Here is a 23,412-nt window from a genome sequence, read left to right as displayed (position 1 = left end):
CAGCTTGAGTATTACGTGAATGATGAATTCGATGAGGATTTTGATGAAGATTACGATCTTGACGACGATATGCAGATGAAATTTTAGGAGGTTCAGCGTAATGAGATACAAAGGATTTTATGTGAAAATATCTCCCGATACTGATTTGCATCGGGAGGATAAGGACGGAAATGATATTTGCTGTAACGGCTTTACTATAGAAGTTTTTGCAGATGAGGCCGAAAAGCTTGAAATTGATGTTTTTTCGGCGGCGGTAGATTTTGAGATTTTTGAAAACAGCTTATCTGAGGCTGAACAGTTCGCAAAAGACTATATTGACAGCGAAGAAAAAGAATACCGTAGAATGATAAATGAGTTCAATGAATATTGATCGGGAGGAATAATTTATGATTTCTAAAAATACTTTTGTTACAATGATAGACACTATCAGCGAGGTAATTGAAGAAAGCAAGGCGATGTGCAGATGTCCGATATCGGGCATCTTTTTTGATGAAAATTCAAAATCAGAATTGCTTGCAGGCTGTGATTATCAGCAGGATTTAATAAAAATGTTGGAGGTCGTTATGCTCGACCGTTACAGCATTATTCGTGATTTTCTTTACAAGCGTGATGAGAACGGAGAACTTTTCTTTGGAATTCCACGGGCTGACGGTGTAATCGAGTTTTTTCTTATTTCAACCACTGAAGAATTATATGATTATCTGTTGGAACAAACGGTTGATATATTATTGAATTTTGTGTCAGCTTTATATGATGACTTTTAAGATGTTGGCTGTACAACTGAGTACAGCCTTTTACATATTTATTTTTCATAATTTCTCTATGTGATAAAATGAACTTGAAAAGAGACCAATATATATATGAAACTGATATGGCAAAGAGCTTAAAATAATACTTTTGAAGTATGCATCCATTTGGTCTCAGCAAGACATGAAAAGCTCGATTATATCGGGCTTTTTTCTTTTTATATAATAAATTCGATAGCAAGACCTGATGAATGAAAATTGATTTTTAACAGATCTTATCCCAAAGTTCATTGCTAGGTACAGCTCGTCTGCTGTTTAATATGTTCATATAAGCAAGGAAGATCCGCAGAACTGCCTGCGGATCTTCCTTGCATCTCTATGCACTTTCTAATTCGTCCATCGGATCTATAAATACGCTGACCGTGTCATTGAACTCTCCGTTCATCTCAAATTTGATGTCGAGGCTTTTATCTTCATTTTGATGAATAAGAATTCGTTTGACAAGCATTCGCAAATTAACATCGGATATTGATCCTTCGGACAAGATCTCATCAATAATCTGAGTTGTATTATTAAGGCGTTCTTTCCTCTGCTTGCAGATTTTGTCATACTCTCTTAAATCTGATATCTTTTTATCAAGTTTAGCTATTTCATCAGCCCGACAGGACATTTGTGTCAGAATGTGTATTTCTCATTGAATTACGCTCTGCACTGCGATAGTATTTTCTGTAATTTATCGGTGTAACGCCGTACAGCTTTTTGAATCTGCGGCAGAAATAGCCGATGTTCTCAAATCCTGTTTCATGCGCTATGGCACAAACGCTGTTTTCGGTATCAACAAGGAGCTTTGAAGCACGTTTCAGTCTGTATTCTACAACGTAATTTATCGGCGATGTGTGCAGGTATATCCTGAAAATATTGAGGACACTGCTTTTGCTTATAAGAACTGTTCCTGCAATATCATCAAGTGTTATCTGACCGCTGTAATTATCATGAATATACTGCATCATTATCTGAAGCTTCGCCTGCGTCTGTGCGGAATGCCCGGACACGGGGTCGCAGTCTGTTATTTGTATGCTTTCATATAACAGGCGCCATAGTTTCAGCAGCAGTTCTACCGTTTTCATTTCAGAAGCCGTGCCAGAACCCTGCACAGCAAATACCGACCTCATTGTTTCGATAATGCTGTGGTGCACTGTTTCTTCGGCGGAAAAAATCACACATTCGGTAGTTGATTCAATTATCGGTCTGATGTATCTGCTGTATATCAGACTGCCCTGCGGCGCAAGCAGAACAGGTGAAAAAACGATGTTCGGAATGATGGTGCTGTCTTCTGCTTCAAACCTGTGTATCACCTGAGAATTTATAAAGATCCCATCGCCCGAGCTTAGAACATACCTGTTTCCACCCACCAGAAAATCAGCCTTGCCATGCTGTACATAAACAAATTCGACCTCTGGGTGCCAGTGCCAGTCGATACAGTGAAAATCGAAATCCCAGATGTCCTCATAATAGTAGCTGAACGGATATTCTTCGCTGCCGTGACTTGCAGTTTCACGTAAGGTTTCGTCCGTTGTGATTCTGTCCTTTTTGATTTCATTTCCCATGTTCTCACCCGATTTACGATATTGTGTAATAAAAATGTGATTTTGTGTATTGAAATGTTACGACATTTACTATATAATCTGATTATATCATTTGTAAAGGAGCTTGTCAATATGGCTGTAAATTACAGAAAAACACTTATATCCTGCTATCTTGGATTCATCACACAGGCAATAGCGGCTAATTTCGCTCCGCTTCTATTTCTTACATTTCACAATGGCTTTGGTATTCCGTTTGGGAAAATTGCCCTTATCTCGTCGGTATTTTTTGTTACTCAGCTTATCATAGATGTGCTGTGCGCACGTTTCGCCGACAAGATCGGCTATCGGAAATGCGTTATAGGTTCGCAGGTGTTTTCTGCGCTGGGACTTATCGGGCTTGCTTTTCTGCCAGAACTGCTTCCCGATCCGTTTTCAGGGATAATTATAAGCACGGTCATATATGCAATGGGAAGCGGTCTGACCGAGGTACTTGTAAGTCCGATAGTTGAAGCCTGCCCGTTTGAGCACAAAGAAGCTGCAATGAGCCTGCTGCATTCATTCTACTGCTGGGGTTCGGTCGGAGTCATACTCATTTCAACACTGTTTTTTACTGCTTTCGGCATAGAAAACTGGAAGTGGCTCTCTTGTATCTGGGCGATAATTCCACTGGTGAATGTTTACAATTTTTCGGTATGTCCCATTGCACACCCCGTCGAGGACGGCGAGGGAATGCGTATCCGTGACCTGCTCAGAGTACCGCTGTTCTGGCTTGCGATACTGCTTATGGTTTGTGCAGGAGCCTCGGAGCTTTCAATGGCGCAGTGGGCGTCGGCATTTGCAGAATCCGCTCTCGGACTGACTAAATCAGTCGGAGATATTGCAGGACCGTGTATGTTTGCGGTGACGATGGGCATAAGCCGTACACTTTACGGGAAGTACGGCGAAAAGCTCGATCTTATGAAATTCATGATAGGCTCGGCGCTGCTGTGTCTGATCTGTTACATCACTGCATCCCTGTCGGGAATACCTGTAATCGGACTTCTCGGCTGCATAATGTGCGGATTCTCGGTAGGTATCATGTGGCCCGGTTCAATAAGCATCTGTTCGGGAAAAATACCCACCGGCGGAACTGCAATGTTTGCACTCCTCGCCATGGCTGGTGACCTTGGCGGAGCACTCGGTCCTGCTATTGTAGGAAATATCACCCAGAGTGCAGGCGATGATATGCAGAAAGGTATGCTCGCAGGCTGCGCATTTCCCTTGATACTTATGATATCGCTCCTGCTGCTGAACAGAGCCAGACGCAGGAATAACTGATCGTATCCGGCAGGTTTATGCAAAGCTACAATAGGAAAAAAGGCATCATGTATCCGGACATGATGCCTTTTTGTTTTTTTATACGGTGTCAGCGGTCAATTTACGAATTTCATAGAGCCTGTTCTATACTTCTGAACTGCGACGGAGTAATACTCTCGAACCTTTTGAAAATCTTGCAAAAATAACTGCTGTCACAGAAACCTGTTTCTTCAGCTATCTGATCGACAGTTTTCTGCGTTTCCGCCAGAAGCATTTTAGCCGCCTGTATCTTGCGTTTTGTGATATATTCCATCGGTCGGCAGTTCAAGGTCTGCCTGAATAATCTGCACAAATGCTGCGAAGAAACGCCTGCGGCTTTACTTATGGATTCTAGACCGGGCTGTTTCATATAGTTTTCGTCAATATATGCGATCGCCTTTGTCACCGCAGGGGCGATTTGTACACTGCCTTTTCCTTTCGCCGCAAGACGGCTCAATTCAATGAAAAAGCTGTACAGATAGCCCTACGCTCACCAAAAAGACGGGAAGACTGCTTTCTTTGCTGATTATCGGATAATCGTAGAATTTCAAAATTAATTCACCGCCTGTGCTAAAATCGTTATATCTTAATAATATCATTCATTGACTTGTATGTCAATAAGCGTTATAATCTGGCTATCTCAACTTCCGTGTTGATGTTAACAAGTATTTAACAATTAACTTATGTAAAATGAAATAATTTAGAACGCAATATTTGTTCAGCTATACAAAAATCTTGTGCATATGAGAGAAATATGCAGAATATAGTGACTTTTGGTGTTATATGTGTTAAAATAATGTATGCATAGATAAAAAAAGTCTATTGCAAAAAAAATGTGGTGAGTCCAATGAAGATGTGAATATTTATTATGCACAATTATCCGTTGTAATAATTGTGTGATATGATAAAGTTAAATTACTCTGCAACAAAACATTGACATTCAAATATTTGGATGTTACAATAAGAAATGACGTTTAATATGAAAAAGATCGTTAAGAGAATCGCAGCTATGGGTGCTGCTGTTATGATGATGAGTTCTATGGCTATTGGGGCTAGTGCATATAATTCCGGAGATACATATTCAAGAGCGACGTGGACAATAAGTGCAAAATACACACAAAGCACTAAATCTATAACCAAGACTCTTAAAGCTGGCAATAAAGTTAAGATCAACAACGGTACAACAAAGAATGTTATTATAACAAGTTGGACTGGGCAAGATGAGGTGCTCTATTCTAATGTTACGTTTAGTTCACCAAATGGCAGCAATAAAGTAACGATAGATAAAAGAGACAATTATGAGTATTTTCTAACGATGACATCGTCATATAAACCAACAGCAGAAGTGAAGAATAAAATCACACTCAATAATTATGATGAGGATGATATAAAAGCTTCAGGATACACAAGAACGCCTAAATAATGTGCTATGGCTGCTGCTTGTCGGCAGCCATTTTTATAAAAGGAGCAACGATGAAAGAAATATTTAAGATATTTGTACTTCTTGTGATGATATGTACGTTTACAGCCTGTGCAGCAGGCGGTAAAACCAGTGATACAAAAGATATCAGCGTAAAGCTTGAGAGCTTTTCTGATGTAAAAAAAGATATTTTGTCAACTGATACAGAGTATGAAAATATTTCTGTACCGACTGAAACACTTCAAGCCTTGGCAAATGATCTGCCGGAAAAGGCTGAACTCGCTGACCTAAAGCAGGTGAACGATCGTGAGCAGTGTTTCGGTAAAATAAGGCAGCTGTTTATTTCCGACAAGGACTATAAGAAAGAGTATTATCAGGGCTTTGACAGTTCTTTTCCTGCCGGCAACGTTTATGATGACACAACGTACTATTTAAATGTTGCATCAAATGGAGGCATCGGATTTCTTTCTAAAGAATCTGCCTATGACTGTGAAACGATAAAAACAGTTTTTGTAGACAGACCCTATGAAGACGAAGAGTATGTTCTTGGCGGACAGACGTATAAACTCAGTCAGGGCGTTGAGTATGTAGACGGCTTTTTGCAGGCTTTGACCGACAGCGGATTTGGAAATATGAAAATAGCTTACGTTGATGTATTGAAATACGATCAGGAAAATGCTCTGCTTTTTCATATTCAAAGAACCGTCGATGGAATCGCCCTGAACGATTTCTTTTATAGCGACGGGGATTTTGATGAATATCCGTATTTTGGAGCAAAGCTGTATATGACCGCTCCAAACACCGTAGGAGAGTTCTTGGGAGATCATGGCTTTTGCGAGCTTGACGGCTCTGCGGAAAGTGTCGATAAATGCGTTACCTTAGAAAGTGCTTTAGATATATGTGAAAATACACTTGCGGCAAATCATAAATATACAGTCAATAAAATAGACCTCGGATATATGCAGAATGTTGTTAAAGCAAACGGTGAACCATGGAACAAGGATAGCGACGGACAGTTCTATTTTCAAGGTGATACAAAATATAAAACAGAGCTTGGCTGGTTTATATGGCTCGACACCACCACAGACAATGAACGAATGGTATTTGTCAATGCTCTGAATGGAGAAGCTTTGGTACTGTTCAACAATGCAGATGTTTCGGAAAACTGAGGATAGAACATGAATTTCAATAAGTGTCTGAAAACACAGCTTTATAAAATGCTCATCAGCCCTGTGCCTGTAATATGTGCCATTATGATATTTGGCTTGTGCTGTATAACAAATGTTTACACCGATGCAGACGGCGGAAAAGGCTATTCAGTATTGACCATACTGCTTTTGCGTGACCCCACAGAGGCTGTTGAAGAAAATTCTGTCGTTCGTGAAAATATCATTCGTGCAGCTATGAGCAGCTGGCTGATAATGTTTTCGCCTGTTGTATGCGTTCTGCCGTTTGTTAAAAGTGTTTCAGCAGAGAACAGCTCGTTAAAGCGGTTTGAAATGCAACGCAGCGGAATAATTGCTTTTGCTGCATCAAGACTTGTGTCGGCGGTGCTTACTTCAGCGGCGGTACTTTGTCTGGGATACGGGCTTTTTGTGATATTTACAGTAATTATGTTTCCGTCTGTTATGGATACGAACAGTCATTCAGCTGCGGCAGTGCTTCATTCAATGAGTATAGGCTGCTTTTATTTGAGCCGAATGGCAGGTGCTTTTATAATAGGAGTGTTAAGTGCATTGCCTGCATATATCATCTCTGTTTTCAGCAGAAACAAATATATGATGACTTGCATACCGTTTATGTTCTTTTATTTTTACAACACTCTTATAAACAGACTTTCAAAAGGGTTTTCCGCCAATGTCGGAAAGATCGTCAGCTTATTTTCATTCAACGGGATATTCCGAGCCATAGAAAACGGCATGACTGTGTATGTGATCTTAGCCGCAGCCGTATTGATGATACTTGCGGCGATAATTGGCGTCAGCTTCTTGCAAAGGAGGTATGACTGTTGTGAGTAAAACAAGAATAAGGGCGGTATGGGGGACGGCACAAAGTGAATATATCAAATGGATATGCAGTTCAAGAATGTTGATATTTCTATGTGCATTGATATTCATAGATCAATTTGCCGTAAAGCCGTTAGTTGAGATATCAAAACAAACAGGCGTTAAACTTGGTCTGTTTGAGCCGTTTATTGCAATAACCAATTCAGACGTACTGCTGATGATAATGCCCATAGTTTTTATTACGCTTATAGGAGATTTTCCTAAAAACGATGGAAATATGCTGTTTTGCGTGCAGCGCACATGGCGTGTTAATTGGCTGCTTGGGCAAATGCTTTTTCTTGTTATGTCTTCACTTACATTTATGCTTGGAGTTATACTCAGCACGTTTCTTGCGGCGGCAGGTTATTTGCAATGGAGCGAACAATGGTCGGCAACAGTCACAGATTACAGCAGGCTCTTTCCCGAGAACGCCGATAGCGTTGCTGCAAATCTTATTCCTGAAAATCTTTACTACCAATATGTACCGCTGCGGTCGGCAGGCAATTCTGCGGTGCTGATATTTCTGCTGTTGTTGGTGTGCGGTCTTATTATGCTCGTTTTTGCAGAGCTTAGGCAAAAGCTTCTGGGTGTAGGCATAAATGTCTTTTTACTTCTGGCAGGCGGTGCGGCAATATACCTTGAAACGCCGATACGCTGGGCTTTTCCGTGTTGTAATGCCATAGTGAAAACGCATTTTACAAAGTTCTTCAGGCAGCAGATATATGAAATATCTTATTCCTACATATATTTCTTTTCAATCATAGTATCTTTGATCTTGCTGTCATTAGTTTTGCTACGGAAAACTAATTTTCTGACGGCTGGGGAGGAATGATAATGGATATCATAGGAGTTAGCAACGTATGCCTTACCCTTGGCAAAACGGAGATACTAAAGCACATAAACGTGTCCTTTGAGGAGGGCAAGATACACGGACTTGTCGGCAGAAACGGCAGCGGAAAGACAATGCTTATGAAGTGCATATGTGGTTTTATCAAGCCCACGAGCGGTGAGATTATCGTTGACGGCAAGCAGGTTGGCAAGGACGCTGACTTCCCGAAAGATATGGGAATAATCATCGAAACACCTGGCTTTATACCATACTATTCAGGCTACAAAAATCTCAAACTTCTTGCGGGGCTGAACAACAAGATCGGCAAAGAAGAGATAAAAAGCAGTATGAAGCAGGTGGGACTTGACCCTGACCTAAAGCGTCACGTCCGCAAATATAGTCTTGGTATGCGGCAGCGTTTGGGACTTGCACAGGCTATCATGGAAAACCCAAAGATACTCATTCTCGACGAGCCTTTCAACGGACTTGACAAGGACGGAGTAAAGGAAATGCGTGAGTACCTGCTTTCATACAAGGAGCAGGGCAAGACTATTCTTATATGCTCACACTCTGCGGAGGACATCTCCGTGCTGTGCGATACTGTGCATGAAATGGATAAGGGAGTCATTGAGGGGGTAAGGTGACATAGACTGAATAAGTATGGATTTGTATTTTTATTTAATGCAATACTATATTATATCATACTTTCTAAAAAAGTTTACATTTATCAACACGGAAGTTGAAATAGCCATATAAATTTATCAAATTCCATTAGCATCTATCACTGATAGGCGCTTTTTTCATAACCAAAACAAGAAACGTGGGGAACAATTTATGATGTAAAATTACGAATATGTTCCCCAATGCTATAGATACCATAAGAGTAGAGAAACCGGCTCTTTTATACAGTAGAGGGATACTGTTTGATATATTCCATTATTTCACACATAATATTAAGGACAAATTTGCTTATTCTATTGACGTTTCCCTTATTTTATGATATAATTTAAGGGAAAATAATGGAGGTAAGGAAATGAGAAGTTTTAATTACTCTGCTTTTAAAGAACAAAAGTGGGATTCTGATATTCTCGGACTTATAGCGGCCATATACAAAGAGGCTGGAAAACAGGAGCAGTATCTGAAACAGCGTCCGCAAGAGATGGAGAAGCTTGTTGAGATAGCAAAAATTCAAAGTACCGAAGCTTCAAATGCGATAGAGGGTATCGTAACAACAAGCACGAGGATCAAACAGTTGGTCGAAGAAAAGACTACTCCTCGAAATCGTGACGAGCAGGAGATCGCAGGGTATAGAGACGTGTTGAACGTTATACACGAAAGCTTTGACGCTATTCCGATAACTCAGAACTATATTCTGCAGCTTCACAAAATGCTTTATAGTCATATGAATAATCCGCTTGCTGGCAGAACAAAAAGCGTGCAGAATTATATCAGTGCGGCTTACCCCGATGGACATACAGAAATACTGTTTACTCCGCTCGCACCATGTGAAACATCTGAGGCACTTGACAGGATTTGTGAAGAGTACAATCGTGTTATCGGTAATTTGGAGGTTGAGCCGCTTATAATTATCCCTATATTTATCCACGATTTTCTCTGTATACACCCTTTTAATGACGGCAACGGAAGAATGAGCCGTCTGCTTACCACTCTTCTGCTGTATCAGAATGGCTTTTACATTGGCAAATATATATCGCTCGAGGCAAAGATCTCTAAGGACAAAGATCTGTATTACAGTGCTCTGAGTCAGTCGCAGATGGGCTGGCACGAGGGCAAAGAGGATGCTTTGCCATTTATAAAGTACATTTTAGGCACGATACTTGCATCGTATAAAGATTTTGAAGAGCGTACCTCGCTTGTTCAAGAAAAACTGCCTGCACTTGAGATGGTAAGAATGGCAAGCAAAAGCAAAATAGGACGATTTAACAAGCAGGATATAAGGGAACTCTGTCCTACTCTCAGTGACAGTTCTATCGAAGGTGCACTAAGAAAACTTGTTGCCGCAGGAGAACTAAAAAAAGAGGGCAAGGGAAAGAGCACCTGCTATTTCAGATTAAATTAGATTAGAAGATGTTCTACACATCGCATGACTAGGTTTTGACGGACTTGGAGCGGCAGGCGAGTTTTTAGGTAATGCCAAGGCGGTTAGTTTGGTTGCCAATGGAAAATGGTTGGGTAAATCGTGTAGCTTTGCTAAAACGGTTGGAACGGTCGCCAAAGCAAGTGGAGCTATCACATTTGTAATGGGAGGCTTTGATACTCTCGCATTAGGTTCAAAGATATTGTTTGGTGACAACTGGTTTAGTGACTTTAATGCGGCTTTGCATGAGAGTTCTATATACAATATAGCTCAGACGACTATAGCAAGTGTAGCTGTTTTCACCGGCGGAATGAACAGCGGATTTAACAAGGCAGCTAACAGTGCAGGAGTTAAACCGTCATGTTTTGTGGCGGGAACGCTTGTCATGGCGGTTGTCGGAATGGTTGCTATAGAAAAGATAAAGTCAGGAGATAAAGTCATTTCAACAGACCCTGAAACAATGAAAACTTCTCCGAAAACTGTTCTTGAAACCTACATAAGAGAGGTAACAACGCTTGTTCATCTCACTGTGAACGGTGAAGAAATCGTTACAACTGTTGACCACCCGTTCTATGTAAAAAATCAAGGCTTTATCAAAGCAGGAGAACTAATAGTTGGTGATGAACTTCTTGATGTAAACGGAAATGTTCTTTTAGTTGAAAATTTTGATGTCGAGTTGACAGACGATTCTGTTAAGGTGTATAATTTTCAAGTAGAGGATTTCCATACATATCACGTTAGCGGATTAGCTATATTGGTACATAATGCTGGTGATTATTCTAATCTAAAAGATTCAAAATATGTAGGTGAAGGGAAAAAGTTTACAAAGGCTCAAAAAAGACAGATAATACAAGAAAATATGAGACGAAATGGCGGAAAAATAAAATCTGATATGTCAGGAAAAGAACTTGTTCCCGCAACTCAAAGTAAGCTAAACGTAACGCCAGATCCATTGGAAGTTCAAATTGACCACATAAAGCCAAGAAGCAGTGGAGGAAGTAATAGTTATTCTAATGCACAGGTTTTATCAAGAGAAGAAAATATTTTTAAATCAAATAAGTGAGGAAAAATTATGTTTGATATTGATGAAAATACAATGGTAATAACAACTGTAGATATTATTAACAAAAAAAAGAAAGTAGTTTTAGTTTTCCATGATAAAGAAGATGGAATGTGGGAATTTCTGGACGGAGAGGACGCTAGTGAAGAAAGTGCTGCTATAATATCGATTTCGGAAATGGAGCAGATTGATTCTTCTATTGGTGAATTATGTGATCTTCCTCTAGGATGCGGCGCTTTTCGTGATGATGAAACGCAGCCATGGAAATGGTTTGAAATAGAATGACCTCTTTTATTAGTGCCAAACAATAATAAAGGTGAAATTTACTAATAATTATGGATTCAATTTATAAGGAATGGGTTGTCAGCATCTTATTTTTATTTCATTGAAATCTTTAATGAAACACACACTGTGAACGATAGAATAGGTTATGACCTTGATCATTATCTGACAATATGTTGAAGGGCATGCAGCTGCTATTATGCGTAAAGAAGGTATTACATCAGCCAATTTATATATTAACAAACCGCCTTGTTCAACTGGTGCTATGTGCAGATTCAACTTAAATAAAATACTTCCGGAGAATTCAACTCTTAATGTTCATTTTCCTAATGAATTTGGCGTTGAGACTATTTGGCAATTCAAATCTGGAACAGCTAGATGGAAACTTATAGAGTTTTGAAAGGAGTAAAAATGTATAAAGCGTATATAGAGTATTGTATAGATGGATATAATGATATAAAAAAAGAAATAACTGACTTGGAACAACAGCTTAATAATATTAAAGAAGAAACAAAAGATATATTCACATCACCATTTGGGGTAGATATAGTTATTGATTCTATAGGAAGAATGAGTATTGGTATTACTCAGAAAACGATAGTTTGCTATAAATCCGATGATTTTGAAATTCAACTTACTGCAATAGGCGATGAAAATTCAAGTGGTGAAACGTTATTTTATTTTGGCGACTACTCTTTAATGTCGAATAAATATCTTATTCCGTATGAGATAGGTTTAAAAATTATACATAATTGGATTGACACAGGGCAATTACTTGATGAAGTAAAATGGACCGATGAGATATTCTGAGCTTATTTTTATATTATTGGTCGGCGAAAATTATTATGAATTCATAACAATTTTATTTTCTAAACTTTTAGTTATAAACGGCGAAAAAATCATAACTACAGAAAATCAATGTAAAAAATATAGAATAACGGAGGTGTAAAATTGCCAAGCAACAAAAAAAGTTTCACAGATTTTAGATATTATTAGGAGTTGTAGTAAAATACAACTGTATAAACTCTGACTATTATTGAGAGCAAAGACGATTTTTACGACGAGTACTACTACATGAAGCCCGAATGTGAAAAAAGCCGTTGGGAGAAATTCAAGGACGGCTGCAAAAAAGTCGGCGAGTGGTGTAAGAATCATTGGAAAGAGTTGGTTATAGGTGCTATATGTATTGTTATTGGTGCTGTTTTAACCGTATTGACAGGTGGCTCATTTTTAGCAGCACTTGGTATAGGATTTAAGGCAGCTGCAATGGCAGGGTTTATATCTGGTGGGATTAGTGTGATGAGTTCACTGATAGTTTCGATTTTCAGTGGAGATAGTTTTAAAATGATTTTGGGAAAAGTGTTAAGATCATTTGTAGATGGTTTCGCTAGTGGATTTATGTGGGGTGGAATTTTTGCTGGTGGTGCACAGACAATATCTGCAATATTAAAATTTTCTAGAAGCGGTAAATTGATATTTGGCGGTGAACAACTGCAATTATTCAAGCAAAATAATTTCTCAGGTAAAACTTTGGGTAAAATAAAAATATGGTTTCCAAACGGACTTAATAACCCTAATTCTGGTGGAACATTATTTAAAATTTGAAAAACTTTCAGATTGGATTTTGAGGCTGGAAAACAACTTTTTCATACGCATATTACATATAATTTATACAATAGTATGCCTAATTTCATGAAACCCATGAAATGGGTATTTGATCCCGCTAAACGTGATGTACATGTTAGATTGACTTCAATATTAGGAGGAGTAATAGGTGTTACTCAGAAAGAATGATCAAAAGAAAAAAGTTAAACAAGCATTTATAGATGGTGATGTTTCTACAAAGTTATTAAAAAAAATAATTAAGCTAGCACCTTCTTTTTTCTTTCTTGAAATTTGCGATATTTGCAAGAATGATGAATTAACAAAAATTATTACTAATTCTAAGCAAACATATGCATCATTGATAACTAAAAACGAAAATACCGATATTGTTATTGTAGCAAATAATGACTTTTTTAATATATCTGTCAATTTATTGTTTAAAAGCTTATGTGAAACTATAGTTATATATTTTCCTTTTGAAAATATTACGTTTCAACAATTTCTTTATAATTGTGAACCGTACTCAAACAATCCGCAAAAATCAGCTATTATAAAAGGTCTATGTTATATGATCTGTACATGGGTAACAAATGAAAATAGATTATATTTTCATTTTGATAATTTTAAGGGTATAGAAACGTTTGAAAAAATTAAAACGTTAATTTGAAACAATTATATAAATTTAATTTTTACCACAAATTCATTAAGAAAAGTTGAATCTTTTGAAAATACATTTCCGATGTTGTGACTATTGACTAAAATGTGGCTGATGCTATTGATTTTGCAATTGCTCTAAATGTGCAACATGGTTCTAATTATGAGAATATTGAATTACATTTTGGATTCTCACGAGAAGAGGGAAATCTTTTTAATGGGGAAAATCCTCCAACTGTTGAAGAGTTTAAAAGGAGAGCAAATGAATTGGGTTCGGAGGTTATGAAAGATTTTGTTCATGAGGCATTACAGTATGTTGAATTTAACGATAATTTAGACATTGTGGATTTTGCTAATGGAAGTACAGATAGAATGATATCCTATAGTGGAGATATTATTTCGACAAGGTATGACGATCAGGATTTTTTATCTGATATTGATCCGAATAATATACAGTATAAATTTGGGAACAGTAACAGTAATTTTCTGAAAGTTCAACAGGAATATAATAAGGCTGTAATGGATGGCAGAATCGATCCTAAATCGGAGTTCATATCAAATAATGGTGGTATTGATCAAATTCGCAATAATATAAATTACGATGTTAAATCTACTTTTGGTGCTTATATTGATGGTGAATTTGTAGGAGAAAAAAAGAAGAGAGCCGATAAATATAAACAGCATATTGATGCCTTTATAACATTTTTGCAAGATTAACGTAATGAGGGATTTGTTTATAATGAAACATAAAACTATATTTTCTACGATGATAATTATTACTTGTATTCTTATAATATTTTTTGCTATTGTAATAGGTTTCGGAATATGGTTCTTAAACAGTGATAATGAAACAGAAGCTGATTTACAGTGGAAACGAAAAACCATTAACGACTGTATTAATCAAACAAGTCAGAATTATGATGAGATACGTGAGTTGGTTTGTGATCCGGGTTCTGATGTTGCACTTTTGGGACACGATTATGATTTGCTCAGCAAATTAACGAATCTTGAAACAATTACTATTGTCGGAATCAGCGACGCTTCAGATGCACAGAACTTTTTTGAAGAGTTAACTAAACTAAAAAAATTAACTTCTGTTAATATTGTAGATTCACCTATTGGTTCAATAAGAAAGCTGGCAGATATCAGAAGTCTATCAATTTTATGCATTAGATCTAATCCTTATGGGGGTGCTCGTTTTAAAATTGACGATATTGACTTGCTCGGAACAGAGGGAAGCTTCAAGAATTTAAAATCGTTGGAATTATACGATGTTCAAATTGAAACCTTACCGGATTTATCCGAATTAACGGAATTGAAATCACTTTCAATTTCAGGAGCTGATTTTACCAAGCTGGATGATGAAAGTGTTAATTGGGAGAATATTGTATCCCTCAATATAAATTCTACGAATATACACTCAATTGATAAAGAAATTATAAATAAACTTTATAATCTAAAAGCTTTAGATGTTTCTTATTGTAATATTACAGACATAAGCTTTGTGTTAAACTTACCAAAATTAGAAGAGTTCTCATATTTAGGGCATGAGACTCATGGAATTGATTTGAAATGCTTAAATGAACATCCAAATTATGATGAAGCTTGGATGAAAGATCAAAAAGTTTAATAGAAGATAATGTTATAAAAGTAATATCAATTGAATATCCAACTACGTTGAAGAATTGTAACATAAAAAATGATAATATTGATATTTTTGTCAAACTGGAAAACGGAAATAAATATTGAATTACTGTTGCAACAATCGATTGGATAAGCGATCATGTGGGAGAAAGGCATTTACCAAGCGGATCACCTGATTTAATAGTTAAAGAATTACAAAATCAGTTGATTGAAGATGCTGTTAAAGAATACTCAGAAGATGACGCATACTGGCTGCGAGTATTCAGTATGTCTTATGGGGATGAAATTCCTGATTGATCTGCACTTAAAACTTTATGACAATCAATATCAATCTTAGAAATAATTAATCACGATAAAATATTTAATTATGCTTTAACTTTTTATGCAAATGTAAGGAATTAAATAAATAATCGAATAATCGAACATAGTTCAAATAGACACATTAAGGAAGTGAACATATGTCAACTATAACGTTAAGCGCTAATAAAATCAATATGATGCCTTTGCTGATTATAGACGCAAGCAATGCAGTAAAAAGCTATAAATCGGAACTTCAAACGCTGAAATTAAAATTACTTACAATTGACAACAGCGTTTGCAATGTTGACGATGTGATCAGTTCTATAAAGTCGTCTACGCAAACCCAAGAAGACAAGATTGATGCTCTTGATAATCTCAAAAAAGATGTAAATGAGTTTGTTGCCGATGTGGTGCGTATTGACGGTGATGCCGCTGATGCCATTAATCAAAGTAAGAATGATTTTTACGATAAGTATGAATACTTAAAACCGGATATTGAAAAAAGCTGGTTGGAAGAGAAATGGAATAGTGCTTGTGAGTGGTGCAAGGAGCATTGGAAAGAGATTCTCATCACAGTAACAATTGTAATAGGAGCAGTATTAGCTATAGTTGCTGGTGTTGCTTCTGGTGGTTTAGCTTTAGTTCCTCTGTTAACTACAACTTTGACTACTTTTGGAATATCAGCAGGTACAGCCTTAACTATCGCAACTGTGACAAGCTATACAGTTGCTGCAATATCGATACTTTCAACTCTTGAATCAAGTACATTAAATATAATTGATACATGGTGAAATATTGATAATTCAGTTTTTAATACATTTCAAAATATATTAAATTGGACAAGTACAATATCAAATTGTTTTTATTCCATTGGTTCTATTTATAGTAGTGTTAAAGGAATTTCAAATGCTGATTTAAGAAATTATGGAAAGCAATGGACAACTAATCCTCAATTTCGTTCAGCCATAAGCGGTGCAAGTGAATATAATTTCACACTTAAATCTGATTCGTCAACTTTCTGGTCTGGAATTGGAGATGAGGGTATATGTAACGGAGATCAAATAGCGGCAAATTGTGCGGATAAAATGGGAAGATCTACTTTGGAAACAACTCTTTCATCGAAGGGTATTGAACTTCCAAATTGGGATGTTTCCAATCCTTCTACAATAAGCGCATGGAATAGTGCTTCTTCCTCCTACGCAATGCATTCTTCAGGGAATGTGGAAGCGTTACTCGGAAATACTGTTCGACCAACCAGTGTATGGAATGTCTTTGAACGCACTATTTTAAGAATAAATCCTAATGTAGGAAATATCACAATATATACGCCTACTGCGGTTAATGTGATTACGCATACTACTCAGGTTGGTTCACTAATAAGGAGTTTGTTTATAGGAACTTCTCAAACGGGAATATTATTAAATGATTGGAATAAAAAATGAAAGAAATTAAAATTACAGGTACGAAATGGTATGTCGATATTGAGTACAAAGAGAATATCGCAAGATTTGGTGGGGAAATGTGCGTAGATGGTTTTTATGCAACAGTAAATAGTATATCATGGATAAAACATCAAGGATATATCGAGAAGAATGAATTGACTGAACTTATCAAAGCGGTGCGAAAGCAAAATAAGAATAGTTCATTCAATATTGAGTTTGTAAATGATGATGGAAGCGAATATAAATAATATTTGCTGGATTTTTACCGGGTAAAGGAGTGTTTTATGAGATACAATAATGAAGTATTTGTAAAATATAGAATAGATAAAGATTCAATTGTTTTTTGGACTTCGGATATTAATGAAAATATTTCTGCTGCCAAGGTATTAAACGAGTTTTTATATGATTTTTCTAAAGGAAAAAAGATATTTTTTCATGGTTACAGATTGCCGGAAGAATATCTTTCTCAAATAGTTGATACAAAGGTAATCTTAGAAAAATCAGAAATCATTAATGACCCATTTAATATTTTTTTGAGATTAAGCGATGCGAAAATAAATATAAATCATTTTGATTGTGCGTGCGAGTCAATGATATATTATTTTGATAATAAGGTTAATTGGACGGATTTTTTAGCAACATCTATCATTAGTCAGCCTCAAAAATATATTAAAGAAGGAATATTAATAGCCTATTTTGCTTCTGTGGACCAAGGGGCAGATTATTGGTTTGAATGTAGCAAGGATTACAAAGAAAACGTGTTGATATTACTCCGCACTCTAACGGCATTAGGATGTAGAGTAAAACAAGTTTCTCATTTATCATTTCCATATAATTAGAGCGTATCAGATGAATTTTTGAAAAAAAACAATTAAGGTGAGATGAGATGGAATATTTATTATTTGAAATATTGTATTGAGGTTTAAACTATGAGAAGATGCGAACCACTAAACACATAAAAAGCAAACAGATAATTGAACTTAGAAAACATATGGCACTATTGAAAATGGTTTTGCACCTTGATAATGCTATATACTATAAATTAGGAAATGATTACTGCAAAACAATTAAAAATAAAATTAAATCAATAATAAAAAATGATCCTGAATATGCCGTAAAATATTATCACCCTTTATTTATTAATGATAATGCTGATTTGAAATCACTGAAATCAAAAGTGCTTTCCATAGATGAAAGCATATGCGACGTTGATGATGTTATAAGCTCTATAAAATCATCAACGCAGACCCAAGAGGACAAAATTAAATCACTTGAGTCATTGAAAGAAAATATTAGTGAATACATTTCCGATGTTGTGACTATTGACTAAAATGCGGCTGATGCTATCAATAAAAGCAAAAATGACTTTTAAGAGAAATATGAGTACTTATAGCCGGATATTGAGAAAAACTGGTTGGAAGAAAAAGTAGATAACGCTTGTGAGTGGTGCAAGGAGCATTGGAAAGAGATTCTCATCACAGTAACAATTGTAATAGGAGCAGTATTAGCTATAGCAATGGTAACAAGTGTTTCAAAGCTAGCTAATTTTGGAACTAGCAATCAATTATTAATTAACATTCCAAGAACTTTTGAATTTACATCAGGTTTATCAGGTCTATTTTCATTAAATGGAAGCATCATCAATTGGTTAAAGGAGAAGTGATAATTGAAAATGCATATGGAATTTGTAACAGTAGGCAAAGCAAGTAGCGATAAAATTCATGTAAAATATAATGATAAAATAGCAACATTTCATGGAGAAATAGGAATAGATTATTTTTTGGTGCTTGCTAATAAAATAGAGTGGTATCCAAATAAAAAAGCAACAGTTAATGAAAAAATAGAATTGATGACTATAGCAAACAAAACCTTTTTGGGTGAGAAACGGTTGTATTTTATAGCAGATGATGCAATATGGTTTGATTGGAAAGGTTCTCCATTAATTGTTATAGAAAATAATATTATAAAATCAATAAAAATATCATGTGTTTGTGAAGTACTAGCTGAAGTTGATGAGTTTAACGATATTTCCGATTTTTGTTATCTAAAAAAATATATTGCTGAATTAAAAAAAGCAAAGAAACTTTGTAAAAAACACTCCATTAATAAGTATGATGGTTATGGACATAAAAAAATTTATTATAAGTGTACAAAATGTAGAAGTGTTTGGGCTTTAACAGAACCTGACGGCAATTTTAACGGAAGATTGGAAAAACTATAGGTTTATAGCTTTAGACACGATAAAATATATGATCAATTATATTTCCAATCAAAAGTGTGGAATTGAAAAAATAAGCAGTAAAATAGCGGAATATATTTTACGCTTTGATAGAGCTGATAAGAGTAAGTACGTTTTTTTACGATAAGTATGAATACTTAAAAACCGGATATTGAGGATGGAGAATGGCGAGATCATGTATGAGGCTTTCAGAGATGCGACTGACAGAACTGCAGGGTGGTCATTCTCAGATGAGACTTACATAGCAACATTAGACTGGAAGGAGAAACAATAAATGAAAAAAGTCATCAGCCTTATTTCGAGCTTAGCATTGGTGATATCTCTGAGTAGTTGTGCCATTAAAGAAACGCCTATCATAAACGGTGTTGAGTATAAATACAACGATCAGTTCTACGCAGATACGGTAGATCAATTATTGACATACATAGACGATGGGGATAAAGACGGCGTAAAATCCTTACTGTGTAACGGTCTGAAAAATTCAGATGGTATTGACGCTGATATACAAACGCTGATTGATGGATTTGAAGGCGATATAATTCGCACGACAGAGTATGAAAAGGATACTGTGAGCGCCAGTTCTTCAGGAAAAAATTATACCAGTGCTTTTCTTTCCAGATCATTTTATATTATCACGGATAAGCAAAAATATGGGGTATATATAGCAGTTTGTCCCATTGATGAAAAGCATGATGATGGGGAAGATTTGGTCGGCGTTTATAACATATCCATAAATACTTTGGATTATGAGTCCGGTGATATCGAGTGTAATACTGCCAATACTATTGAAATTGCAGACCATAACTGCTGCGTTGTTTCCTGTTATGGCGACAGCAGCAGTTATATAGTGGCTCAGACGGGCAATAAGTACGAAGTTATAGATATTTACAGGATAATCAATCCTCAAAGTATTGTAAAATATGATGATATAACCGCATGGAACAGCAGAGATTTTCTGAGCTTTAAGGAAAAATTCGGCGCTCCGTATGCCGAATCTCTTGACAATGACAAGGAACATGTTTTAGCCGATGTATATATGTATAAAATTTCAGACAGCAATAAATATGCGATCGTGGCTGTTGGCAGAGATGACGGCTCGATCAATGCGCTGTCTGTTAAGGATATAGACAGCCGTTGGAGCGAAGATAATAAATATGAATATATTTTAGAGAATGAATAGATTAATGGCAAGAAATTAAATAACAAATGAGCAGCGAAATAATCGGAACAAAATTCAAGTACACGGTATATACATCGTATGGCATAAATCAAGACGGATTTATTGCAATAGGTACGGAAAGCATAGTATACAAGGGGCTGAAAACTGCTGATAAAGGCGGTCTTCAGTTTTTCTGTGTTTTGAAATTCAAGCCCAAATATGTTTATGTAAACGGAACGAAAATTGACAGAGTCAAGGTTTTCAAGGAGGTGAACAGCACCCTCTGACTGTACAGATCTATTATCTCACATTTCTGTGTGATAAGCAAGAGCTTTCATAAGGGTTCTCTTTAAAATACCCTTAAATACTTTTATTATTGTGAGGTTTAGACTATGGTATTTGTTAATGAAAAGCTGACTCCAACGCAAAGAGAAGAACTGGCTAAGAAAAAGATTAAGAACCCATACGGGAGCTTTAGGGACACAACAGAAGGTATCATGCCCCTGTACTTAACTATTGACAAAAATTCTGAAACATGGTTAGCACATTGCTATAACCATCATGATACGAATAATGATATAGAGGAATTTATCTTTATGTATAAATCAAATCCGATACCTGTTCAAGCAATAAAGAGTATTCATGAACAACAAGTTTGTTGGAAAATAACACGTATTGATTTCCCGAAAGGATTGCTAAACGATAAAGAACACCTTCAAATTTTGTTAACTGACGCGTTCAAAGCTTACAACATATCCGGATGGCCTGGCGAAGAAAGTGGACAGACCAAGGTAATATATGGCTATGAGTAAGGAGGTGTATTGTAATGTTGACGTTATTGGAAGCATTAGATGAGCTCAATTCAAAATCAGAAAGTGAACTTACGCTTGATTATCTTGAAGAACTTGCTAAAAAAGTATCTATCGAACCTTTGCCTCATTTAACGATTAAAGGCTCTGAGATGACCTAAAATTGGTCTTATCAGAGCCTTTTTTTACATTATGCTTTTTAACGAAATGTCATTTTAGGTTGTTCATTTATTCTGGCAGCAGGACGCAGGCGCAGAAACCGGGTTCGGGCTGATAGCAATATATGGTGAGGCCTTTTCCGATCTCAGGGCTAAAATCCTTCAGCGTGTGCTTTGTGCCGTTGAGTGCTACATCTGCGTAAGATACCAGCCATTTTCGGTCTTCGTTGCGAAATACTTCATAAAAAGACCGATTCAGCATTTCTTCCACGGGTACACCCTCAACTACCGCCATCTCCTTGTTGCAGTAGCGGAAAATAAAGTCAACACCGTGACCATCCTCATCGAATACAAGCTCGATAACGCAGTAAGCCAGAGGCATTTCGTCCATAATACTGCACTTCTCGTAAAAACCCAACGGCGGGTCGAATTCCTCCTTAGGCGACGGAACGTCTAGCCCAAGCTCCTTACGCAGCCGTTGTGGATGCGCTGAATGGCAGCTTTGACAAGACCGAGTTTGATCTTGCTTCTGCAGAGAATACAACAATTGAAAACGCACCAACAGACACAACTGCTTTTGGCATTTCTGGAGGTGCGATCACAAAAGATCAGAAGATCGGAACTATTACAGTAAAGATCACCTCAGACACGTCAGATTCCTAAGACATCACTATGGTGAAAAATTTGGAGGATCTGCGCGGTGTATTTGAAAATGGTGGCAAGGCAAAGCTAATCAGCGATCTTAACGGAGCATACGAGATGCTGACGGTTTCGTCAGGAAAAGATCTGGAGTTTGATCTGAACAGAAAGACGCTGAGCGTCGAATCTATTTCACTCTCAAATGATGGCAACGAAACGCTGACGCTGCGCAACGGTACTATCGGTTGTTATGTGCAGATGAATGGAAGAGCTGAACAACATCTGATCGTTGACAATTGTACTCTGAATGGGTTGGGCGACAATAATAATTACTTAGATGTGACCTTGAGAGATTGTGTCATCATGAAAGATTGCTTTACTAGCTATGGCGACATTTGGAAATTCGAGGGAGTCAATAATATTACCGGAACAATGAAAGTTAAGAAAGATGTCACCATTTCCGGCGACTTTACGTTAGGGACGCTTAAAGTTCCCATGGTTACTACCGGTACGCCGACCTTAAAATTGTCGGGTAATATTCGGATAGGCAAATTCTCCTTTGATAGTGTTTATAGAGAAGAGGCAAAGATCATCCGCGGTGTGGGTACATATAACTTTAAGCCGGATCAATATGAAACAGGCAGATATGGCGGTATTCAACTAGCAGAGGGATGCACCGTCAGCGGACCTGATGAGAACGGCATTTACACCGTTACAGCGGAATAAGGAGGGCAGAAAAATGAAAAAAGTTATTATATCCATATTGTCGCTGGCAATGACAGCCTCTATGGCGGTCCCTGCCTTTGCGGACACCACTGCCGACGTGCAGGGCAAATATGTGGCAGGTGCGAAATCTCCTGTAACTATATCCGCCGACATTACTTGGGAAGATATGACCTTCGATTACACCGAGGACGAAAAGACTTGGAATCCTGAAACACATCAGGTCGATCAGGCAGACGGCAAATGGACCAGCGATACAAAGGCTATTACAGTTACAAATCACTCTAATGTGTGCATTATGGCGAAGTTTAATTTTGCTTCCGAGGGTGATATTGAGGGCAGTTTCACTAAAGACGGCACCTCAACTGACAAACTTGCGCTTGACTCTATAAAGAATTTGGATGAAGGCTCAGCCGCCCCATCTGACACGATGAACTTCGGTATTACTGGTGGTACTATCAGTGAAAATTGCAAGCTGGGAACTATCACGGTGTATATCACTCCTAATGACAACAGCAACTAAATCTTCACAGAAGCTGAACTTAATGAAGCCGCTGTAAAAAACGCACAATGAAAAAAGACTGCTTTCTACCTGAAATGCTCCCCTTTTGTTAGACAATGTGGTATAATAGAAATATA

At 37.0% G+C, this 23,412-nt stretch carries 33 protein-coding genes; 30 read left to right on the top strand and 3 right to left on the bottom strand.

Features of this window, described 5'->3' with window-relative positions; translation table 11 throughout:
* Nucleotides 1-100 precede the first annotated feature (100 nt).
* Both DW015_RS11770 and DW015_RS11765 read left to right on the top strand, forming a co-directional pair.
* The gene (locus tag DW015_RS11770) at nucleotides 101-370 is read left to right on the top strand and encodes a hypothetical protein (protein WP_117905762.1); all 270 of its coding nucleotides are present in this window, start codon (nucleotides 101-103) and stop codon (nucleotides 368-370) included.
* 16 nt (nucleotides 371-386) lie between these two features.
* The gene (locus tag DW015_RS11765; RefSeq protein ID WP_117905761.1) at nucleotides 387-764 is read left to right on the top strand and encodes a hypothetical protein; all 378 of its coding nucleotides are present in this window, start codon (nucleotides 387-389) and stop codon (nucleotides 762-764) included.
* A 635-nt stretch (nucleotides 765-1,399) separates the two neighbouring features.
* Here DW015_RS11765 and DW015_RS11755 read toward each other — a convergent pair.
* A complete protein-coding gene (locus DW015_RS11755) occupies nucleotides 1,400-2,353 on the bottom strand; it encodes an AraC family transcriptional regulator (RefSeq protein ID WP_117905759.1) in 954 nt (317 codons plus the stop codon).
* Between the two features lie 111 nt (nucleotides 2,354-2,464).
* Between DW015_RS11755 and DW015_RS11750 the strand changes: the two genes are divergently transcribed.
* On the top strand, nucleotides 2,465-3,649 hold the full coding sequence (locus DW015_RS11750; RefSeq protein WP_117905758.1) for an MFS transporter: 1,185 nt from the start codon (nucleotides 2,465-2,467) through the stop codon (nucleotides 3,647-3,649).
* 109 nt (nucleotides 3,650-3,758) lie between these two features.
* Here DW015_RS11750 and DW015_RS13800 read toward each other — a convergent pair whose 3' ends face one another.
* Nucleotides 3,759-4,073 (bottom strand): AraC family transcriptional regulator, encoded by a 315-nt coding sequence (locus tag DW015_RS13800; protein ID WP_242993282.1) that lies wholly within the window; start codon nucleotides 4,071-4,073, stop codon nucleotides 3,759-3,761.
* A gap of 573 nt (nucleotides 4,074-4,646) precedes the next feature.
* Here DW015_RS13800 and DW015_RS11740 point away from each other — a divergent pair.
* From DW015_RS11740 to DW015_RS13485, 24 genes are all read left to right on the top strand, one after another.
* Complete coding sequence (locus DW015_RS11740; RefSeq protein WP_147338159.1) at nucleotides 4,647-5,090, top strand: hypothetical protein; 444 nt, start codon at nucleotides 4,647-4,649, stop codon at nucleotides 5,088-5,090.
* Nucleotides 5,091-5,140: 50 nt separating this feature from the next.
* Nucleotides 5,141-6,256 carry a hypothetical protein gene (locus tag DW015_RS11735; RefSeq protein ID WP_147338158.1) on the top strand — a complete coding sequence of 372 codons (1,116 nt, stop codon included), beginning with the start codon at nucleotides 5,141-5,143 and terminating at the stop codon, nucleotides 6,254-6,256.
* A gap of 9 nt (nucleotides 6,257-6,265) precedes the next feature.
* Nucleotides 6,266-7,105, top strand: coding sequence for a hypothetical protein (locus DW015_RS11730; RefSeq protein WP_117905755.1), 840 nt, complete (start codon nucleotides 6,266-6,268; stop codon nucleotides 7,103-7,105).
* Entirely contained in the window at nucleotides 7,098-7,964 is an 867-nt protein-coding gene (locus DW015_RS11725) for a hypothetical protein (RefSeq protein ID WP_038671205.1), read from the top strand. The genes DW015_RS11730 and DW015_RS11725 overlap by 8 nt, the downstream gene beginning before the upstream one ends.
* Nucleotides 7,965-7,966: 2 nt before the next feature.
* Complete coding sequence (locus tag DW015_RS11720) at nucleotides 7,967-8,605, top strand: ATP-binding cassette domain-containing protein (RefSeq protein ID WP_117905754.1); 639 nt, start codon at nucleotides 7,967-7,969, stop codon at nucleotides 8,603-8,605.
* Between the two features lie 389 nt (nucleotides 8,606-8,994).
* Nucleotides 8,995-10,041: a Fic family protein gene (locus DW015_RS11715; RefSeq protein WP_117905753.1), complete on the top strand. Its 1,047-nt coding sequence runs from the start codon at nucleotides 8,995-8,997 to the stop codon at nucleotides 10,039-10,041.
* An 88-nt stretch (nucleotides 10,042-10,129) separates the two neighbouring features.
* Nucleotides 10,130-11,122 carry a polymorphic toxin-type HINT domain-containing protein gene (locus DW015_RS11710; RefSeq protein ID WP_117905752.1) on the top strand — a complete coding sequence of 331 codons (993 nt, stop codon included), beginning with the start codon at nucleotides 10,130-10,132 and terminating at the stop codon, nucleotides 11,120-11,122.
* Nucleotides 11,123-11,131: 9 nt separating this feature from the next.
* The gene (locus DW015_RS11705) at nucleotides 11,132-11,404 is read left to right on the top strand and encodes a hypothetical protein (protein WP_207659381.1); all 273 of its coding nucleotides are present in this window, start codon (nucleotides 11,132-11,134) and stop codon (nucleotides 11,402-11,404) included.
* A gap of 375 nt (nucleotides 11,405-11,779) precedes the next feature.
* The gene (locus tag DW015_RS11695; protein WP_147338157.1) at nucleotides 11,780-12,211 is read left to right on the top strand and encodes a hypothetical protein; all 432 of its coding nucleotides are present in this window, start codon (nucleotides 11,780-11,782) and stop codon (nucleotides 12,209-12,211) included.
* A gap of 264 nt (nucleotides 12,212-12,475) precedes the next feature.
* Nucleotides 12,476-13,006, top strand: coding sequence for a hypothetical protein (locus DW015_RS11690; protein ID WP_117905750.1), 531 nt, complete (start codon nucleotides 12,476-12,478; stop codon nucleotides 13,004-13,006).
* 169 nt (nucleotides 13,007-13,175) lie between these two features.
* Nucleotides 13,176-13,673: a hypothetical protein gene (locus DW015_RS11685; RefSeq protein ID WP_117905749.1), complete on the top strand. Its 498-nt coding sequence runs from the start codon at nucleotides 13,176-13,178 to the stop codon at nucleotides 13,671-13,673.
* Nucleotides 13,674-13,768: 95 nt separating this feature from the next.
* Nucleotides 13,769-14,377 (top strand): hypothetical protein, encoded by a 609-nt coding sequence (locus DW015_RS11680; RefSeq protein ID WP_117905748.1) that lies wholly within the window; start codon nucleotides 13,769-13,771, stop codon nucleotides 14,375-14,377.
* 22 nt (nucleotides 14,378-14,399) lie between these two features.
* Nucleotides 14,400-15,290 carry a leucine-rich repeat domain-containing protein gene (locus tag DW015_RS11675; protein ID WP_117905747.1) on the top strand — a complete coding sequence of 297 codons (891 nt, stop codon included), beginning with the start codon at nucleotides 14,400-14,402 and terminating at the stop codon, nucleotides 15,288-15,290.
* Nucleotides 15,291-15,762: 472 nt separating this feature from the next.
* Complete coding sequence (locus DW015_RS11670; RefSeq protein WP_117905746.1) at nucleotides 15,763-16,395, top strand: hypothetical protein; 633 nt, start codon at nucleotides 15,763-15,765, stop codon at nucleotides 16,393-16,395.
* A 294-nt stretch (nucleotides 16,396-16,689) separates the two neighbouring features.
* On the top strand, nucleotides 16,690-17,046 hold the full coding sequence (locus DW015_RS11665; protein WP_117905745.1) for a hypothetical protein: 357 nt from the start codon (nucleotides 16,690-16,692) through the stop codon (nucleotides 17,044-17,046).
* Nucleotides 17,043-17,294, top strand: coding sequence for a hypothetical protein (locus DW015_RS11660; protein ID WP_117905744.1), 252 nt, complete (start codon nucleotides 17,043-17,045; stop codon nucleotides 17,292-17,294). Before DW015_RS11665 ends, DW015_RS11660 begins: the two co-directional genes overlap by 4 nt.
* Before the next feature lie 36 nt (nucleotides 17,295-17,330).
* Entirely contained in the window at nucleotides 17,331-17,885 is a 555-nt protein-coding gene (locus tag DW015_RS11655; protein WP_117859480.1) for a hypothetical protein, read from the top strand.
* A gap of 152 nt (nucleotides 17,886-18,037) precedes the next feature.
* Complete coding sequence (locus tag DW015_RS11650) at nucleotides 18,038-18,376, top strand: hypothetical protein (protein ID WP_147338156.1); 339 nt, start codon at nucleotides 18,038-18,040, stop codon at nucleotides 18,374-18,376.
* Between the two features lie 84 nt (nucleotides 18,377-18,460).
* Nucleotides 18,461-18,709 carry a hypothetical protein gene (locus DW015_RS11645; protein ID WP_117905742.1) on the top strand — a complete coding sequence of 83 codons (249 nt, stop codon included), beginning with the start codon at nucleotides 18,461-18,463 and terminating at the stop codon, nucleotides 18,707-18,709.
* 3 nt (nucleotides 18,710-18,712) lie between these two features.
* Nucleotides 18,713-19,267, top strand: a complete 555-nt coding sequence (locus DW015_RS11640) for a hypothetical protein (RefSeq protein WP_117905741.1) — start codon at nucleotides 18,713-18,715, stop codon at nucleotides 19,265-19,267.
* Nucleotides 19,268-19,559: 292 nt separating this feature from the next.
* Nucleotides 19,560-20,465: a DUF5104 domain-containing protein gene (locus DW015_RS11635; protein WP_117905740.1), complete on the top strand. Its 906-nt coding sequence runs from the start codon at nucleotides 19,560-19,562 to the stop codon at nucleotides 20,463-20,465.
* A gap of 26 nt (nucleotides 20,466-20,491) precedes the next feature.
* Complete coding sequence (locus DW015_RS11630; protein ID WP_181979920.1) at nucleotides 20,492-20,731, top strand: hypothetical protein; 240 nt, start codon at nucleotides 20,492-20,494, stop codon at nucleotides 20,729-20,731.
* Between the two features lie 105 nt (nucleotides 20,732-20,836).
* Nucleotides 20,837-21,256, top strand: coding sequence for a hypothetical protein (locus DW015_RS11625; protein WP_117905739.1), 420 nt, complete (start codon nucleotides 20,837-20,839; stop codon nucleotides 21,254-21,256).
* Nucleotides 21,257-21,270: 14 nt separating this feature from the next.
* Nucleotides 21,271-21,414 (top strand): hypothetical protein, encoded by a 144-nt coding sequence (locus DW015_RS13485; protein WP_181979919.1) that lies wholly within the window; start codon nucleotides 21,271-21,273, stop codon nucleotides 21,412-21,414.
* Nucleotides 21,415-21,481: 67 nt separating this feature from the next.
* On the opposite strand, the gene DW015_RS11620 is transcribed toward DW015_RS13485, so the two are convergent.
* On the bottom strand, nucleotides 21,482-21,829 hold the full coding sequence (locus DW015_RS11620; protein ID WP_117905738.1) for a hypothetical protein: 348 nt from the start codon (nucleotides 21,827-21,829) through the stop codon (nucleotides 21,482-21,484).
* A gap of 62 nt (nucleotides 21,830-21,891) precedes the next feature.
* Here DW015_RS11620 and DW015_RS11615 point away from each other — a divergent pair, with 62 nt between their 5' ends.
* Genes DW015_RS11615 through DW015_RS11605 form a run of 3 tightly spaced genes read left to right on the top strand, consistent with a single transcriptional unit; the run spans nucleotide 21,892 to nucleotide 23,296 of the window.
* Entirely contained in the window at nucleotides 21,892-22,074 is a 183-nt protein-coding gene (locus tag DW015_RS11615) for a hypothetical protein (RefSeq protein ID WP_117905737.1), read from the top strand.
* Between the two features lie 9 nt (nucleotides 22,075-22,083).
* Entirely contained in the window at nucleotides 22,084-22,776 is a 693-nt protein-coding gene (locus DW015_RS11610) for a hypothetical protein (RefSeq protein ID WP_117905736.1), read from the top strand.
* Between the two features lie 13 nt (nucleotides 22,777-22,789).
* The gene (locus DW015_RS11605; RefSeq protein ID WP_117905735.1) at nucleotides 22,790-23,296 is read left to right on the top strand and encodes a hypothetical protein; all 507 of its coding nucleotides are present in this window, start codon (nucleotides 22,790-22,792) and stop codon (nucleotides 23,294-23,296) included.
* The last annotated feature ends 116 nt before the right edge of the window (nucleotides 23,297-23,412 follow it).

Origin of the sequence: Ruminococcus sp. AF37-20 (assembly GCF_003460465.1) — a bacterium.
Lineage (GTDB): Bacteria > Bacillota > Clostridia > Oscillospirales > Ruminococcaceae > Hominimerdicola > Hominimerdicola aceti.
Note: the sequence above shows the minus strand (reverse complement) of the source record. Positions and strands in the feature narration are given on the sequence as shown.

Coding starts and splice junctions, on each gene's coding strand:
- DW015_RS11750 (WP_117905758.1), top strand. CDS start 2,465: ATGGCTGTAAATTACAGAAAAACACTTATATCCTGCTATCTTGGATTC.
- DW015_RS11660 (WP_117905744.1), top strand. CDS start 17,043: ATGAAAGAAATTAAAATTACAGGTACGAAATGGTATGTCGATATTGAG.
- DW015_RS11655 (WP_117859480.1), top strand. CDS start 17,331: ATGAGATACAATAATGAAGTATTTGTAAAATATAGAATAGATAAAGAT.
- DW015_RS11755 (WP_117905759.1), bottom strand. CDS start 2,353: ATGGGAAATGAAATCAAAAAGGACAGAATCACAACGGACGAAACCTTA.
- DW015_RS11770 (WP_117905762.1), top strand. CDS start 101: ATGAGATACAAAGGATTTTATGTGAAAATATCTCCCGATACTGATTTG.
- DW015_RS11690 (WP_117905750.1), top strand. CDS start 12,476: ATGAAGCCCGAATGTGAAAAAAGCCGTTGGGAGAAATTCAAGGACGGC.
- DW015_RS11735 (WP_147338158.1), top strand. CDS start 5,141: ATGAAAGAAATATTTAAGATATTTGTACTTCTTGTGATGATATGTACG.
- DW015_RS11605 (WP_117905735.1), top strand. CDS start 22,790: ATGAAAAAAGTTATTATATCCATATTGTCGCTGGCAATGACAGCCTCT.
- DW015_RS11625 (WP_117905739.1), top strand. CDS start 20,837: ATGGTATTTGTTAATGAAAAGCTGACTCCAACGCAAAGAGAAGAACTG.
- DW015_RS11695 (WP_147338157.1), top strand. CDS start 11,780: ATGGAAACTTATAGAGTTTTGAAAGGAGTAAAAATGTATAAAGCGTAT.
- DW015_RS11665 (WP_117905745.1), top strand. CDS start 16,690: ATGGGAAGATCTACTTTGGAAACAACTCTTTCATCGAAGGGTATTGAA.
- DW015_RS11650 (WP_147338156.1), top strand. CDS start 18,038: ATGGCACTATTGAAAATGGTTTTGCACCTTGATAATGCTATATACTAT.
- DW015_RS11720 (WP_117905754.1), top strand. CDS start 7,967: ATGGATATCATAGGAGTTAGCAACGTATGCCTTACCCTTGGCAAAACG.
- DW015_RS11630 (WP_181979920.1), top strand. CDS start 20,492: ATGAGCAGCGAAATAATCGGAACAAAATTCAAGTACACGGTATATACA.
- DW015_RS11740 (WP_147338159.1), top strand. CDS start 4,647: ATGAAAAAGATCGTTAAGAGAATCGCAGCTATGGGTGCTGCTGTTATG.
- DW015_RS13485 (WP_181979919.1), top strand. CDS start 21,271: ATGTTGACGTTATTGGAAGCATTAGATGAGCTCAATTCAAAATCAGAA.
- DW015_RS11730 (WP_117905755.1), top strand. CDS start 6,266: ATGAATTTCAATAAGTGTCTGAAAACACAGCTTTATAAAATGCTCATC.
- DW015_RS11715 (WP_117905753.1), top strand. CDS start 8,995: ATGAGAAGTTTTAATTACTCTGCTTTTAAAGAACAAAAGTGGGATTCT.
- DW015_RS11765 (WP_117905761.1), top strand. CDS start 387: ATGATTTCTAAAAATACTTTTGTTACAATGATAGACACTATCAGCGAG.
- DW015_RS11705 (WP_207659381.1), top strand. CDS start 11,132: ATGTTTGATATTGATGAAAATACAATGGTAATAACAACTGTAGATATT.
- DW015_RS11610 (WP_117905736.1), top strand. CDS start 22,084: ATGGTGAAAAATTTGGAGGATCTGCGCGGTGTATTTGAAAATGGTGGC.
- DW015_RS11675 (WP_117905747.1), top strand. CDS start 14,400: ATGAAACATAAAACTATATTTTCTACGATGATAATTATTACTTGTATT.
- DW015_RS11670 (WP_117905746.1), top strand. CDS start 15,763: ATGTCAACTATAACGTTAAGCGCTAATAAAATCAATATGATGCCTTTG.
- DW015_RS11635 (WP_117905740.1), top strand. CDS start 19,560: ATGAAAAAAGTCATCAGCCTTATTTCGAGCTTAGCATTGGTGATATCT.